The 13,150-nt window shown below is 34.3% G+C and carries 15 protein-coding genes; 6 read left to right on the forward strand and 9 right to left on the reverse strand.

The features are described from left to right. The first annotated feature begins 197 nt into the window (after positions 1-197). From CLV00_RS02690 to CLV00_RS02700, 3 genes are read left to right on the forward strand one after another with little or no spacing between them, the layout of a single operon-like run. A complete protein-coding gene (locus CLV00_RS02690; RefSeq protein ID WP_143394871.1) occupies positions 198-500 on the forward strand; it encodes a hypothetical protein in 303 nt (100 codons plus the stop codon). 9 nt (positions 501-509) lie between these two features. Further along, entirely contained in the window at positions 510-884 is a 375-nt protein-coding gene (locus CLV00_RS02695; protein ID WP_099713699.1) for a BlaI/MecI/CopY family transcriptional regulator, read from the forward strand. Beyond that, a complete protein-coding gene (locus CLV00_RS02700) occupies positions 881-2,344 on the forward strand; it encodes an energy transducer TonB (protein ID WP_099713700.1) in 1,464 nt (487 codons plus the stop codon). Before CLV00_RS02695 ends, CLV00_RS02700 begins: the two co-directional genes overlap by 4 nt. 183 nt (positions 2,345-2,527) lie before the next feature. On the opposite strand, the gene CLV00_RS16440 is transcribed toward CLV00_RS02700, so the two are convergent. The 3 genes from CLV00_RS16440 to CLV00_RS02710 all read right to left on the reverse strand — a co-directional run bounded on the left by CLV00_RS16440 (position 2,528) and on the right by CLV00_RS02710 (position 5,281). After that, positions 2,528-2,851: a hypothetical protein gene (locus tag CLV00_RS16440; RefSeq protein ID WP_199074748.1), complete on the reverse strand. Its 324-nt coding sequence runs from the start codon at positions 2,849-2,851 to the stop codon at positions 2,528-2,530. A 119-nt stretch (positions 2,852-2,970) separates the two neighbouring features. Further along, positions 2,971-3,525 (reverse strand): toll/interleukin-1 receptor domain-containing protein, encoded by a 555-nt coding sequence (locus CLV00_RS16445; RefSeq protein ID WP_199074750.1) that lies wholly within the window; start codon positions 3,523-3,525, stop codon positions 2,971-2,973. Between the two features lie 385 nt (positions 3,526-3,910). After that, positions 3,911-5,281 (reverse strand): saccharopine dehydrogenase family protein, encoded by a 1,371-nt coding sequence (locus CLV00_RS02710; protein WP_099713701.1) that lies wholly within the window; start codon positions 5,279-5,281, stop codon positions 3,911-3,913. A gap of 180 nt (positions 5,282-5,461) precedes the next feature. Here CLV00_RS02710 and CLV00_RS02715 point away from each other — a divergent pair, with 180 nt between their 5' ends. From CLV00_RS02715 to CLV00_RS02725, 3 genes are all read left to right on the forward strand, one after another. Next, entirely contained in the window at positions 5,462-5,854 is a 393-nt protein-coding gene (locus CLV00_RS02715; RefSeq protein ID WP_099713702.1) for a DUF423 domain-containing protein, read from the forward strand. A gap of 75 nt (positions 5,855-5,929) precedes the next feature. Next, positions 5,930-7,531, forward strand: coding sequence for a phosphoenolpyruvate carboxykinase (ATP) (gene pckA / locus CLV00_RS02720; RefSeq protein WP_099713703.1), 1,602 nt, complete (start codon positions 5,930-5,932; stop codon positions 7,529-7,531). A 155-nt stretch (positions 7,532-7,686) separates the two neighbouring features. Then, on the forward strand, positions 7,687-8,787 hold the full coding sequence (locus CLV00_RS02725; protein ID WP_099713704.1) for a DUF4407 domain-containing protein: 1,101 nt from the start codon (positions 7,687-7,689) through the stop codon (positions 8,785-8,787). Between the two features lie 71 nt (positions 8,788-8,858). Here CLV00_RS02725 and CLV00_RS02730 read toward each other — a convergent pair whose 3' ends face one another. The 6 genes from CLV00_RS02730 to ruvC form a co-directional block, all read right to left on the reverse strand. Next, positions 8,859-9,569, reverse strand: a complete 711-nt coding sequence (locus CLV00_RS02730) for a PH domain-containing protein (protein WP_099713705.1) — start codon at positions 9,567-9,569, stop codon at positions 8,859-8,861. Between the two features lie 69 nt (positions 9,570-9,638). Beyond that, positions 9,639-10,010 carry an MmcQ/YjbR family DNA-binding protein gene (locus CLV00_RS02735; protein WP_099713706.1) on the reverse strand — a complete coding sequence of 124 codons (372 nt, stop codon included), beginning with the start codon at positions 10,008-10,010 and terminating at the stop codon, positions 9,639-9,641. Then, positions 10,011-10,787, reverse strand: a complete 777-nt coding sequence (locus CLV00_RS02740; RefSeq protein WP_099713707.1) for a cyclase family protein — start codon at positions 10,785-10,787, stop codon at positions 10,011-10,013. Between the two features lie 171 nt (positions 10,788-10,958). After that, the gene (locus tag CLV00_RS02745; protein ID WP_099713708.1) at positions 10,959-11,336 is read right to left on the reverse strand and encodes a GxxExxY protein; all 378 of its coding nucleotides are present in this window, start codon (positions 11,334-11,336) and stop codon (positions 10,959-10,961) included. Positions 11,337-11,392: 56 nt separating this feature from the next. Further along, complete coding sequence (hemW, locus tag CLV00_RS02750) at positions 11,393-12,526, reverse strand: radical SAM family heme chaperone HemW (protein WP_099713709.1); 1,134 nt, start codon at positions 12,524-12,526, stop codon at positions 11,393-11,395. Positions 12,527-12,590: 64 nt separating this feature from the next. After that, a complete protein-coding gene (gene ruvC, locus CLV00_RS02755; protein WP_091172893.1) occupies positions 12,591-13,145 on the reverse strand; it encodes a crossover junction endodeoxyribonuclease RuvC in 555 nt (184 codons plus the stop codon). Positions 13,146-13,150 lie beyond the last annotated feature (5 nt).

Consider the following 13,150-nt stretch of genomic DNA (forward strand, 5'->3'; position numbering starts at 1 on the left):
ATATTTTTTCTTTAAAATTTGTTTATTTGCTTTTTTATTCTACATTTGTAGAGCAATGTTTTAACATGTAGAGTATGAAAGTCCAAAATCAATATAAAATTATCGTTCTTTTAATATGCATAAGCCTCACTAGTTGCAAAATTAATCAAACCAAAAACGGATTAAAAACTGGTAAATGGATTCAAACGGAAAAATACATGAACATCGAATCTGTCGCAACAGGAAGATACAAAAAAGGAGATAAAACAGGAACTTGGAAAGAATTTATGAGCGATCGACTACTTTCAAAAGAAAAGTATAAAAAAAATAGTTGCCACGTTATCAAATATCACAATACTGGAAAAATTCAACAAATAGGATTTTCAAAAAAATTCATAATAGAATCAAAAATAGAATGGCTACCCACAGGAGAATGGACATTTTATGACTCCGAAGGCGTTTTGCTAGGAACCAAAATCTATGAAAAAGGAATACCCACTCAAGAAATTTACACCAAATAAAAAATAACCATGCAACAACTCACGAACGCCGAAGAACAAGTAATGGAACACCTTTGGAAACTAGAAAAAGCCTTCATGAAAGACTTGCTAGAAGCCTATCCAAAACCAAAACCCGCAACCACAACCATTGCTACTTTATTGAAAAGAATGATTGACAAGCAATTTGTAGCCTACAATGAATTTGGGAACTCTCGGGAATATTATCCTCTAGTCAAGAAAACCGATTATTTCTCGAAACACGTAAACGGATTGATTAGTAATTTCTTTAACAATTCGGCATCGCAATTTGCTTCTTTCTTTACCACCGAAACCAATTTGTCCCAAACGGAGCTGGAAGAACTTAAGAAAATAATAGACAGTGAAATTCAAAAAAAGAAAAAATGAGCGACTTTCTAATCAAATCGACAATTACTTTATGCGTATTACTGGCAGTGTATTATCTATTTTTGGAAAAAGAAAAAATACACGTTTTCAATAGGTTTTACTTGTTGTTCAGCCTTGTTTTTTCGATGATACTTCCATTTATAACCATTGAAGTGATTCAGGAAATAGCAGAACCTACAGTCAATCCAGCAAACATTCAAATACTGCAAGGAAACGCAGTAATCATTGAGGAAACTAACTATCTGGCAATAGGATTATGGAGTTTGTATGCTGTAGTAACACTCGTTCTGGCGATACGTTTCATCAGCAATATCATCAAGATTTCTTCTAAAATGAAGTCGAATACACCAATTGATTATAAGAATGCCAAATTGATTTTAGTTCCCGAAAAAACGTTGCCACATACTTTCTTGAATACGATTTTCATCAACGAGACGGAATACAACAACCGTCAAATTGAAGCTGAATTGTACACGCACGAACTCACTCATGTAACCCAAAAACACACTTTGGATATTTTATTCATCGAACTATTGAAAACTGTTTTTTGGTTCAACCCCATTTTTATTTTTTACAAAAAAGCCATACAACTCAATCACGAATTTCTTGCCGATGAGAAAGTCGTGACCTCCTATAACAACGTTCCGTTCTACCAATCTTTATTACTATCGAAAGCGAACGAGAACCAAACTTTTTACTTGGCCAGTAATTTGAATTATTTAATAACTAAAAAACGATTGCTCATGATGACAAAAACCACATCAAAAACAGAAGCTTTATTAAAAAAAGCAATGCTAATTCCTTTAGTAACTGCCTTATTGTTTTTATTGTGTACGAAAGTCGTTGCACAAGAAACCAATGTAAAAAAAGAAACTACTCCTAAAAAATCTGAAAATTTAATTAAAACGTATTACGACAAAACCACTTTTAAAATTAAAGATGAAAAAGGAAAGGTTGCCAGCGAAAAAAAATACAATGAACTAACTCCTGTAGAAAAGAGAGCTATACCTTCTATCCTATCCAAGCAAAAAGAATTGCCTACAAACGAGGAACTTCTGGGGATTTTAAGCAAAGGAGCTCCTGAAGTAATTGAAATTGATGCTTACGATTCTGAAAATCAGTTTGTCCAAAAAGGGGAAAATGAAGTCTACAATACTGCTGGAATAACCGAAAAACCAGATTTCCCAGGGGGAATGATGAAATTCTATCAATTTGTCGCCAATAATTTTAAAACTCCAGAACAACCTAATTTAAAAGGAAAAGTATACATCACCTTTATAATAGAAAAAGACGGCAGTTTAAGCGACATAAAAAACATACGAGATATTGGTTTTGGAACCGGTGAAGAAGCCATTCGTGTTTTAAAATTATGCCCGAAATGGATTCCCGGAAAAATGAACGGTGTCCCTGTGAGAGTAATGTATAGCTTACCAATAACTATTCAATCTGGAAAGGCGTAATTGTAAAAAACAAATCCGCTTCAAAAGGAGCGGATTTGTTAAACTAACGTTTTGCAGATTTGCGATGGGCGAGATTTTTACCACTGAACTTTATTCGAGGCACATAACTTTCGGCTACCACTAAACTGTCTGCGGTGCACGAAACCCCGCCTATTGCAAATGTGCTGTTACAAGCAGGTTTTTTCATTCTTCAATAATTGGTCTTACAAATTCTAATAGGGAAACTCGCCCTTGAATGTCCTTTACTGTTACTTGCATAATCATACCATCGCAATCTTCTAAGTCCATAGGAACATTTACTTTAAATGTCGCTGGTTGCGAAAGCCCACCATTGATTGCAATATTGTCTGCGTATAAGTAAGTCCTATTGGCTGTGTCTAAAATTGGGTTTAGTCGACCTTTTAGCCCTGGTATGTACCCTGTACTATTACATATTACCGAACCAATATTTTCTGAAGAATGAACTAAAATTTCAAAATCACTATCTGGGTCAATTTTTTCAACCATATAAGCGGGATAGTTGGCATTGGCAAAATAGAGTTTATAACTTCTTCTCGTGTTTATTACAAATGTTGCCTTGCCTTCATTATTTGTCTTGTTGTTTAGGTGCGTATCATTATCAGCGATTAAAAAAAGGTCAGCACCAATAAATGGTTCCCCTTTTCATTCTTTACTGTTACAGAAAAACTACTCGGGTCGATTTTGGGAATTTTGACAAGTGGTGATAGGCTTTTCCTAACCTGCTCACTAGGAATTGTCCGTCCGCTTAAAACAAGTTTTTTGAAAATGACTTCACAAAAATCACTAGGGCTTTTGTCATTTAATGGTATATAACCGATTGTTGGAAGTAAACCCGGAATTTCTGTTTCGTCAAATCTTGCAGGTAATATATATTCTTGGTTCTCTTGAAATGCTCGGCTCTGCATTGCCTGTCTTTCGTGGTTTGTCCACAACTTTTTATTATAGTTGTCAGACACAAACATAATCGTATAAAGTGCTTTATTTCTGTAAATGTCGCTCAGATAGTCATAAAGGTTTTTACCCCATAAATTAGCTTCTTCAAATTTGTCATAAAAAACACTTATTCCCTTGGACTTCAGAATATGTGCTACTTGGTCAACATAATTCCTGTCTTCTCCTGCGAAGGATAGTGCTATATCAAATTCTACTTGTCGTGTCATTTAGTGTCATTTTAAACTTGCATATAACTTGTATATAAGCGAAACAAACCTTAGTATACACACCCAAACATGAGTACATAAGTGTAGATTTTTTTTGCTTTGCGTTTTCCAAATATATTAAAATTTTCTTACAATTAATTAAAAAAACGGCGTGTCATTGGAATGCGTTGCGTGAGGGATGGCAGCGAAAATCCTTTATGTTTTTTCTTTAAAAACATAAAGATTGCAGCGAACAGCCCGACCCGAAGTTGCGAGGAGGAACGACGAAGCAATTTGCAGGGTCACGCCCATACTTCGGCTACGCTCAGCATAAATAAAGAATTTTAAAAAACAAATCCGCTTCAAAAGGAGCGGATTTATCAAACTAAAAATCTAAAAAAAACTACTAACTAAACTCTTTATCAGGATTATATCCTAAATACGACATGGATTGTTCTTTGAAAACAACACCATATTCCTCTAACTCTTTCAAAATAGGCACATAGACTTCTTTACTAATAGGCAATTGAACTCCCGGAGTCGTGATTTTACCATTCAAGATTAATAAAGTTGCCATTGCAACGGGCAAACCCACGGTTTTTGCCATTGCAGTATAGGTTTGATCGTCGCCAATACAAACCATTTTTGAATCTATTTGTTCTTTCTTGCCATTTAATTCGTATCCAAATTTGTGATACATGACAATCATATCTTTATCTTTAGGTTGAAGTGTCCAACTATCACTGAGTATTTTCTCTAAAATTTGAGCCGGAGTAGCATTCTTCAACCCTACTTTTTTATCACGATTGAACAAATCTAATTCTAACAATTTATCCCACATGATGTCATCTTGGTCAATTTTTAGAATCAAACGCGTTTTAATTTCTACAGAATCCGTGGGATGATATGGTAAAAAAGAATTTACAAATTCTCTGTAGCTCATGTTTTCAGAATCTTCCATGATGTAACTATCATCTGTCATTCCTAACTGAACAAACATATTCCAAGCTTTAGAGAAACCAACTCTCCGAATCGTTCCTCTGTATAAAGTAAGCACATTGTCTAAACCATACACACTTCGATATTTCAAGGAATCCCGATTCGAATACGCTTCAAATCGACCATAACCCTCAACATCCAAAAACTCCGTTCTGCGAAACAAATTACAATACGGAATGTATTTATAAGTACCTTCCTGAATAAACTTGGCAGCGCCACCTTGACCTGCAAGAACTACATTACGTGGTGCCCAGGTAAATTTGTAATTCCAAAGATTCGTATCGGATTCCGGAGCTACAAGACCGCCACAAAAAGATTCAAAAAGAAGCATTTCTCCGCCTTTTTCTTTAATCTCATCAATCACTTTCATTGCGCTCATGTGGTCAATCCCAGGATCAAGTCCAATTTCATTCATGAAAATCAGATTGTTCTCTTTGGCTGCAGCATCTAATTCCTGCATGGCATCACTCACGTAGGAAGCGGTAACCAAATGCTTTTTGTAAACAATACAATCCTTAGCTACCTCAATATGCAAATGAGCCGGCAACATCGAAATAACAATATTGGCTTTCTCAATAGCTGCTTTTCTTTGATTTTCATCAAAAATATCTAAGGCAATCGCCGTTGCATTGGGATGATTATTTGTCTTTTTTTCAGCTAATGCCAATGACAAATCACCAATTATAAGATGCAAGTTCTCTTTTTCTGATTTACTTAAAAGATAATGTATCAAAGATGAAGCTGATCTTCCTGCCCCGATGATTAAAATTGTTTTCATTTTTTATAATTATAACACAAACATACAAAATTGTTGTATTTATAACAAATAGTGTTGCAAAAAAAATTATGTAAGTTGTAAAACCTGATTTATAATCAATCAACAACTAAAAAAGTATCTTATAAATCGTTTTTAATTTAAAGAGATATGAGATACTTTTGCAATAAAAACAACACTAACATGGACAAAAGGATACTTTCAACAGGAGCTATTTTAGGAATGATTGCTATAATTCTTGGTGCTTTTGGCGCACATGCCCTAAAAAAAGTACTGTCTATTGAACAATTATCTACTTTTGAAACCGGAGTACGCTATCAAATGTACCATGCGCTATTTTTATTGTTTTTTGGACTAATGAAAGATATCCCTCAAAAAACAAAAAAAGTAATCTATTTTTTAGTCCTTTTTGGTGTAATTTTATTCTCTGGGTCTATTTATTTATTAGCGACAAACGACCTTACTTCTTTTGATTTTAAAATTATAGGATTCGTTACTCCTATTGGCGGACTCCTATTAATACTGGGCTGGGGCGTTTTATTGATGAATATTATGAATAAAAAATCACAAAATTAGAAGAATCAAAGGCTATCTAAAATATAATTTCTACTTTTGCAGTCTATAAAAAAGAAACTACACAACAATAAATTTATGGACAATAACACGCTTTTCTCGCAATCGATTTCGTTAAAAGAATTAGGAATTGAAAATGCAAAAATTCATTACCAGTTATCCCCTGAAGAATTACACGACATAACCATAAAATTAGGTCAAGGAATTGAAAGCTCAACCGGTGCATTAGCAGTAAATACAGGCGAATATACTGGCCGTTCTCCTCAAGACCGATATATAGTAAAAGACAGCATCAGTGAAAATCAAGTTTGGTGGGGAAAAGTAAATATCCCTTTTGAATCAGATGCTTTTGAAGCACTTTACAATAAAGTAACCTCCTATTTGTCCAACAAAGAAGTTTATGTAAGAGATTCATACGTATGTTCTGATCCAAATTACAGATTAAATATTCGCGTAATCACAGAAACTCCTTGGGCAAATTTATTTTGTTACAATATGTTTTTGAGACCAGAAATGGACGAATTATCAAACTTCGACCCAGAATGGACTTTACTTTGCGTGCCTAGCTTTATGGCAGATCCTGTTATAGACGGAACTCGTCAAAGCAATTTTGCAATTCTTGACTTTACTCGAAAAGTAGTTTTGATAGGCGGAACCGGTTACACAGGTGAAATGAAAAAAGGGATTTTCTCTGCATTGAATTTCATTTTACCAGTTTTCAAAAACACATTACCAATGCACTGTAGTGCCAATGTTGGAAAAGACGGAGATACTGCTATTTTCTTTGGATTATCAGGAACCGGAAAAACAACTTTATCTGCGGATCCAAACAGAAAATTAATTGGTGATGATGAGCATGGCTGGACTAATGAAAATACAGTTTTCAACTTTGAAGGTGGTTGTTATGCAAAAGTCATCAACCTTTCTGAAGAAAACGAACCCGATATTTTTAGAGCTATAAAAAAAGGAGCAATCCTAGAAAATGTAGTCCTAAATAAAGACACTAATGAAGTTGATTTTGAAGATATTTCAATCACACAAAACACCAGAGTAAGCTATCCTATTTATCATATTGATAACATTCAGCCTGGCTCTATTGGGAAAAATCCAAAGAATATATTTTTCTTAACTGCCGATTCATTCGGAATATTGCCTCCAATCTCTAAACTTACTCCGGGGCAGGCTGCATACCACTTTATTTCTGGTTACACGGCAAAAGTTGCAGGAACAGAAGCTGGAATTACAGAACCTCAGCCTAATTTTTCGGCTTGTTTTGGCGCACCATTTATGCCTTTGCACCCAACAAAATATGCTGAAATGTTGAGTAAAAAAATGAAAGATGCCAATGTAAAAGTTTGGTTAATCAATACGGGTTGGACAGGCGGTCCTTACGGAATAGGAAGCAGAATGAAATTAAAATACACACGTGCTATGATTACCGCTGCATTAAACGGAGAATTAGACGATGTGGCTTACGAAAATCACAAAGTATTTGGAATTGCAAAACCGCAAACCTGTCCAAATGTTCCTAGTGAAATATTAAATCCAAGAAATACCTGGGAAAATCCTAAACTATACGATAAAAAAGCGGTGGAATTAGCTCAAAAGTTCAAAGCTAACTTCGCCAAATTCGAAGAATTTGCCAACGCCGAAATTATGGCAGGAGCACCATTAGCTTAAGTTAATATTAATTCAAAACCAATAGAGCCGTTCGTAAAGAGCGGCTCTATTTTTATATATAAAAATCGTTAATTAAAAACATATCAACTATTTATACCAATATTCATTTTTTGGCGTTAAATTTGCAACCATCAATCAATCAAAAAAAATCAATCATGTTAAAACAATTTTTCATCCTTTGTTCCGGAGCTGACAAAGACCTTCTTGAAGGCTGTTCCGAAGGCGAACAAACCAAATACGTCGGTATTGGCGCCACTGTTTTCTTCACCGCCGTCATGGCTTTTCTTGCCAGTTCTTATGCACTATTTACCGTTTTTGACAGTATATATCCCGCAATCGCTTTTGGTATCGTTTGGAGTTTACTTATTTTTAATTTGGACCGTTTTATTGTTTCCACTATTCGAAAAAGAGACCAGTTTGGAAGTGAATTTCTGCAGGCAACTCCTCGAATTATTTTAGCGATAATCATTGCAATAGTGATTTCAAAACCATTGGAAATTAAAATTTTCGAAAAGGAAATTAATACCGTTTTATTAAAAGAGAAAAATGCCATGGCTTTGAATAACAAAAAGGAAGTGGCGAATTATTTCAAGTCCGATTTAGACAAAAACAAAGCTGAAATAGCAGGTTTGAAATCGGAAATTACCAAGAAAGAAAAAGAAGTCAATACACTTTATGAAACGTATATCACAGAGGCCGAAGGAACTGCAGGAACCAAAAAATTAGGTAAAGGGCCGGTTTTTAAAGAAAAAATTGCCAAACATGATTTGGCCAAAAAAGAATTGGACACCTTACAAAAAACCAACTTGGCTAAAATTGCTGAAATGGAGAAAAACACTAAAACGCTGCAAACCGATTTAGACAAGAAAGTTACCGAAACACAGCCTATTATTGATGGATTTGACGGTTTAATGGCACGAATCAACGCCTTGGATAAATTACCTTGGCTTCCTTCGTTTTTTATTATGCTCTTGTTTTTAGCCATTGAAACTTCTCCAATTATTGCCAAATTACTTTCTCCAAAAGGTGAATACGATTATAAATTAGAAGATTTAGAAACAGCGTTAAAAGCAACAATCGAACAAGACAAATACCAACGCACGTTGTTAGTAAAAACAAGTGCAACGATGCACGATAAAGTCTACGGAGATATTGCTGATGATAAGAAATTATATGATTTGCAACGAAAAAATGCTACTGATTTATTAGAATTACAATCCAATAATTTTGTAGAAAAGCAGAAAAGAACTTTATAATAAAAACAACAAAACCCGACACTTAAGAGTTGTCGGGTTTTTTATTATTCATTCTTTGATTCTTTTCTAAACTACATATAACTTAAAATTTCTTTTTTGAAAGCATCATATTCGCCTTGTAAAATCAATCCGTTATCCAATAATTTTTTATAATTCTGTAGTTTTTCAAAAAGTTCGTCTTGTGATAAATCATTTAAAGATTTGTCTTTTGGACTTGTTGAAACGGCTTCGAATTCCTGATTTTCAGCAGAGAAATTTGGTTGTGAAATCGGCATTATTTCAGCAAAACTAGTCACCTCTTCCGTTTCCATTTCTTCGATAATTTCCACTTCTTCCATTGGAGCAGCCAGAACTTCATCCATCATGGTTGCGTTTAATACAGAACCAACTTTCAGTATATCCAATTGTTCTTTGGCATACGTAAAAATCTTTCTAGCTTGGATTTTAGGAATATAATCAATCGAAACTTCCATATTTGTTCTGGTTGTAAAAGAAAACTCTGAACCCAAGATATTTTCTTTCACAAAAGTGCCTTCAATCTCATCCCATGTGTAATCAATAAAATTCATTGAAAGTCCCAGATTTTTGGGCTGACAAATGATAATTCTTTTATTGGTCATCACAATACTATCCGGCAAAACGGTAATCGCTGGTTTTTTTTGAACAGCAATATATCCGATTTCTTCATTTTTCATCAATAAATCACTCAATTTTGAAGCGATTTTTTCAATAGCTTTTGGGTCTTGTTCTTCGTTTAAAAACTTCTTAAATTGTTCTTTCATATGATATGCTGAATTTATTTCAGTATGTGTTTGTAATTTTTATTCTGAATTCTTTCGCAAAAGTAATGCCTAATTTTCTAATTCTTGAATTTCACTTTGCAATTTCTTTGTTAAACTTTTGAAAACCAATTCATAGGAATGATCAATCAACTCCTTGACAAGCACATCTTGAACTGACGCATTTATCGCAATTGTATTCCAATGGGTTTTACTCATATGAAAACCCGGCTGAATGTCATCGTATTCAGCGCGTAATTCCTGGGCGTGCTCCGGATCACATTTTAAATTGACTGACGGCTGTCCTTTTTCCCATTGACTTAAAGACGATAATGCAAACATTTTACCCCCCACTTTAAATACCAATGTATCTTCATCAAAAGGAAAATGTTCCGTCACTCCTTTTTTAGACAAGCAATATTCGTAATATGTTTCTAAGTTCATTTATGAAATTATTTTTTCATCATTTAAAATAGCATACAAAACCGGTTTACTGGGACTCGCATCATTCTCAAAAGATGCGATTTGTAAATTCAGCAAATAATTGCCGTCTTTCACTTTGTCAGAAACAAAAATCATTTCCGTAATCGTACAATCCAATCGTGCATCAGTATTCAGATTGTTAACATCTTTTACATTCCAAAACGCTTTGTGTGCCAATAATTTTCCATCATCTTTTTCTTTATCGACACTTGGCAAATCAATCAATAAATGTTTAATACCGCTTTCGCGAATGAAACGCGCAGCATCTTCCTCCAGAAAAGGCGGGTTCGTATTGGAATATTTTAAAGATTTTTTTATTTTAAAATTCGGAAGCGTTCTAATAATTATGGCTTCAGGAGTTTTTCCGCTCAAACCGTTTTCAATCTGATTTTTTGTTATTACCAAATCTTCTCCTTGTATTTCCGGCACAACCGAAATCAATTCTGCCAAAAAGAAAAACTGTTTCAACGACTGATTAATGCTGTAAAACTCTCGTGTAATATGCCCCAGACATTCGGTGTGCGTTCCATGTCCGTGTGGATTGAAGAAAATATTATTAAAATTAGTAGAAGATTTTCCCTCAGAAACTTTACCTATCCAATCCCCAAAAACAACGGGTTCAATTACTGGTTTGTCAATATACCAAGCAATTGGATTCTCGTCTGTATTTGTCAACGGAATCGAAATATCAATGGGTTTTGATAGGTTAACTTCGAAATTGTTGATTTTTGCTTTCATAGTTTTTTTACCGCAAAGGTCGCAAAGGTTTACGCAAGGCTCGCAAAGTCAAATTTAAAGATTAATTTCCACGCCTTTTGACAAATAGACGACGAAATTGTTGATTTTTACTTTCATATTTTTTTTACTGCAAATGACGCAAAGATTTGCGTAAGGCTCACAAAGTCATGATTAAAGATTATTTACAATTCGTTTTATTCCATCTTTTATCAAAACAACATTAAAATTTATAAGTAAACCTAGCTTACAATCAGTCAATTTCAGATACGTTAATAATTGAGCAAAATGAATATCATTTAAAGCATCCACCGATTTTATTTCTAAAATCAATTTATCCTCAACAATAATGTCAATTCGGTAACCAATCTCTAATTTTACTTCTTCATATACCAAAGGCAAGGATTTTTGTTTTACAACATTCAAACCCAATTTCTTTAGTTCATAATATAGACATTCTTCATAGGCGCTCTCTAATAATCCCGGTCCAAGTCCCTTATGGACTCTCAAAGCACAATCAAATACAATTCTTGATAATTCATTTTCAGTCATACTAATAAATCTTTGTGAACTTTGCGTAAACCTTTGCGAACCTTGCGGTTAAATAATTATTCCAAATTTAAATAAAATAAATCTGATGCAATTCCATCTGTCAAAAACTTTCCTTTCGGTGTTGATTTCAAGATATTGTTTTCGATAAAAACTAAATCATCATTAAGAAACTTCTGTACTTGTTTATTTAGATAGTCCAAATATTCATCCCCAAATTCCGTTTTTATTCTATCCAAAGAAACGCCCCAAATCGTTCGCAAACCCGTCATAACATATTCGTTATATCGGTCAGCTGTCGAAAGAATTTCTATTTCATTGGGCAATTTGTCTTCTTTAATAGATTTTAAATAAAGAGAATTATTCGATACATTCCAACTTCTTGAAACGCCATCATAACTATGTGCCGAAGGACCAATTCCAATGTATTTTTTCCCCAACCAATACGCTGAATTGTTCTTGGAAAAATAATTTTCCTTCCCAAAATTCGACAATTCATAATGGATAAATCCATTTGCTTCAAGCGTTTCTACCAAAATAGCAAAATGCTCTTGGGCAACTTCATCCTTAGGAGCCGCAATTTTTCCGGTTTGTATCAGTTTATTCAAAGCGGTTTTTGGTTCCACAGTTAACGCATAACTCGAAATATGCGGAATCCCAAAGGACAATGCTGTTTCAATGTTTTGTTTCCATTTTTCGTTACTCATTCTCGGAATTCCATAAATCAAATCGAGGGAAATATTGTCAAAATATTTGGTAGCTTCTTCCAAACATTTTTTGGCTTCCGCCGAATTATGAGCGCGGTTCATCAATTGTAAATCTTCTTCAAAGAAAGACTGAATCCCAATGCTTAATCGGTTGATTTTACTTTTAGACAATTCAATTATTCGTTCGCTTGACAAATCATCAGGATTGGCTTCCAGTGTGATTTCGGGATTTTCAATCACAGAATAATTGCTATAAACTGCAGCAATCAAAAAATTAATTTCTTCAGAAGTTAAAACACTTGGCGTACCTCCACCAAAATAAATGGTTTCGACATCTTCATTCTCAAACTCACTTTTACGCATTTGAATTTCTTTGGCAATAGCCAAAACCATTTCTTCTTTCTTCTTCATCGAAGTCGAAAAATGGAAATCGCAGTAATGACACGCCTGCTTGCAAAAAGGGATATGAATATAGATTCCTGACATAATTAGTGGTCAGTAATCAGTGATGAGCGGTCAGTTCTACAAACTGAATACTGATAACCGACTACTATTTTTTAACTCGTTCTTCGTTTTGTTTTACAAAAGCATCCCAACCCGTATAGCTTTTAGCGCCAACCACTTTTCCGGAATTGAAAAAATGACAAACTGCAGCTGCCAATCCATCGGTACTGTCAAGATTTTTAGGCAATTCTTTCAGTCCTAAAAGTTGTTGAAGCATTTTGGCAACTTGCTCTTTACTGGCGTTTCCGTTTCCGGTAATCGCCATTTTTATTTTCTTAGGCTCATATTCAGTTATAGGAATATCTCTTGAAAGTCCCGCTGCCATTGCTACACCTTGCGCACGTCCCAACTTTAGCATCGATTGTACGTTTTTACCAAAGAAAGGCGCTTCAATTGCAATTTCATCTGGATTGTGTGTATCAATCAACTCAATCGTGCGTTCAAAAATGATTTTCAGCTTTTGATAATGATTGTCGTATTTGGACAATTGCAGTTCATTCAATTGCAAAAACTCCATTTTTTTATTGACAATTTTTATCAATCCAAAACCCATAATCGTAGTTCCCGGGTCAATTCCTAATATGATGCGTTCGTTTGCCAATTTTA

Origin of the sequence: Flavobacterium sp. 11 (genome assembly GCF_002754315.1) — a bacterium.
In the GTDB taxonomy this organism is placed as follows: domain Bacteria; phylum Bacteroidota; class Bacteroidia; order Flavobacteriales; family Flavobacteriaceae; genus Flavobacterium; species Flavobacterium algoritolerans.

Bases quoted from the DNA above. Each gene is read 5' to 3' on its own strand.
- CLV00_RS16445 (WP_199074750.1), bottom strand. From the start codon at position 3,525: ATGACACGACAAGTAGAATTTGATATAGCACTATCCTTCGCAGGAGAA.
- CLV00_RS02730 (WP_099713705.1), bottom strand. From the start codon at position 9,569: ATGAAAGAACAATTTAAGAAGTTTTTAAACGAAGAACAAGACCCAAAA.
- CLV00_RS02690 (WP_143394871.1), top strand. From the start codon at position 198: ATGAACATCGAATCTGTCGCAACAGGAAGATACAAAAAAGGAGATAAA.
- CLV00_RS16440 (WP_199074748.1), bottom strand. From the start codon at position 2,851: ATGGTTGAAAAAATTGACCCAGATAGTGATTTTGAAATTTTAGTTCAT.
- CLV00_RS02700 (WP_099713700.1), top strand. From the start codon at position 881: ATGAGCGACTTTCTAATCAAATCGACAATTACTTTATGCGTATTACTG.
- CLV00_RS02725 (WP_099713704.1), top strand. From the start codon at position 7,687: ATGTTAAAACAATTTTTCATCCTTTGTTCCGGAGCTGACAAAGACCTT.
- pckA (WP_099713703.1), top strand. From the start codon at position 5,930: ATGGACAATAACACGCTTTTCTCGCAATCGATTTCGTTAAAAGAATTA.
- CLV00_RS02745 (WP_099713708.1), bottom strand. From the start codon at position 11,336: ATGACTGAAAATGAATTATCAAGAATTGTATTTGATTGTGCTTTGAGA.
- CLV00_RS02695 (WP_099713699.1), top strand. From the start codon at position 510: ATGCAACAACTCACGAACGCCGAAGAACAAGTAATGGAACACCTTTGG.
- CLV00_RS02715 (WP_099713702.1), top strand. From the start codon at position 5,462: ATGGACAAAAGGATACTTTCAACAGGAGCTATTTTAGGAATGATTGCT.
- CLV00_RS02740 (WP_099713707.1), bottom strand. From the start codon at position 10,787: ATGAAAGCAAAAATCAACAATTTCGAAGTTAACCTATCAAAACCCATT.
- hemW (WP_099713709.1), bottom strand. From the start codon at position 12,526: ATGTCAGGAATCTATATTCATATCCCTTTTTGCAAGCAGGCGTGTCAT.
- CLV00_RS02735 (WP_099713706.1), bottom strand. From the start codon at position 10,010: ATGAACTTAGAAACATATTACGAATATTGCTTGTCTAAAAAAGGAGTG.
- CLV00_RS02710 (WP_099713701.1), bottom strand. From the start codon at position 5,281: ATGAAAACAATTTTAATCATCGGGGCAGGAAGATCAGCTTCATCTTTG.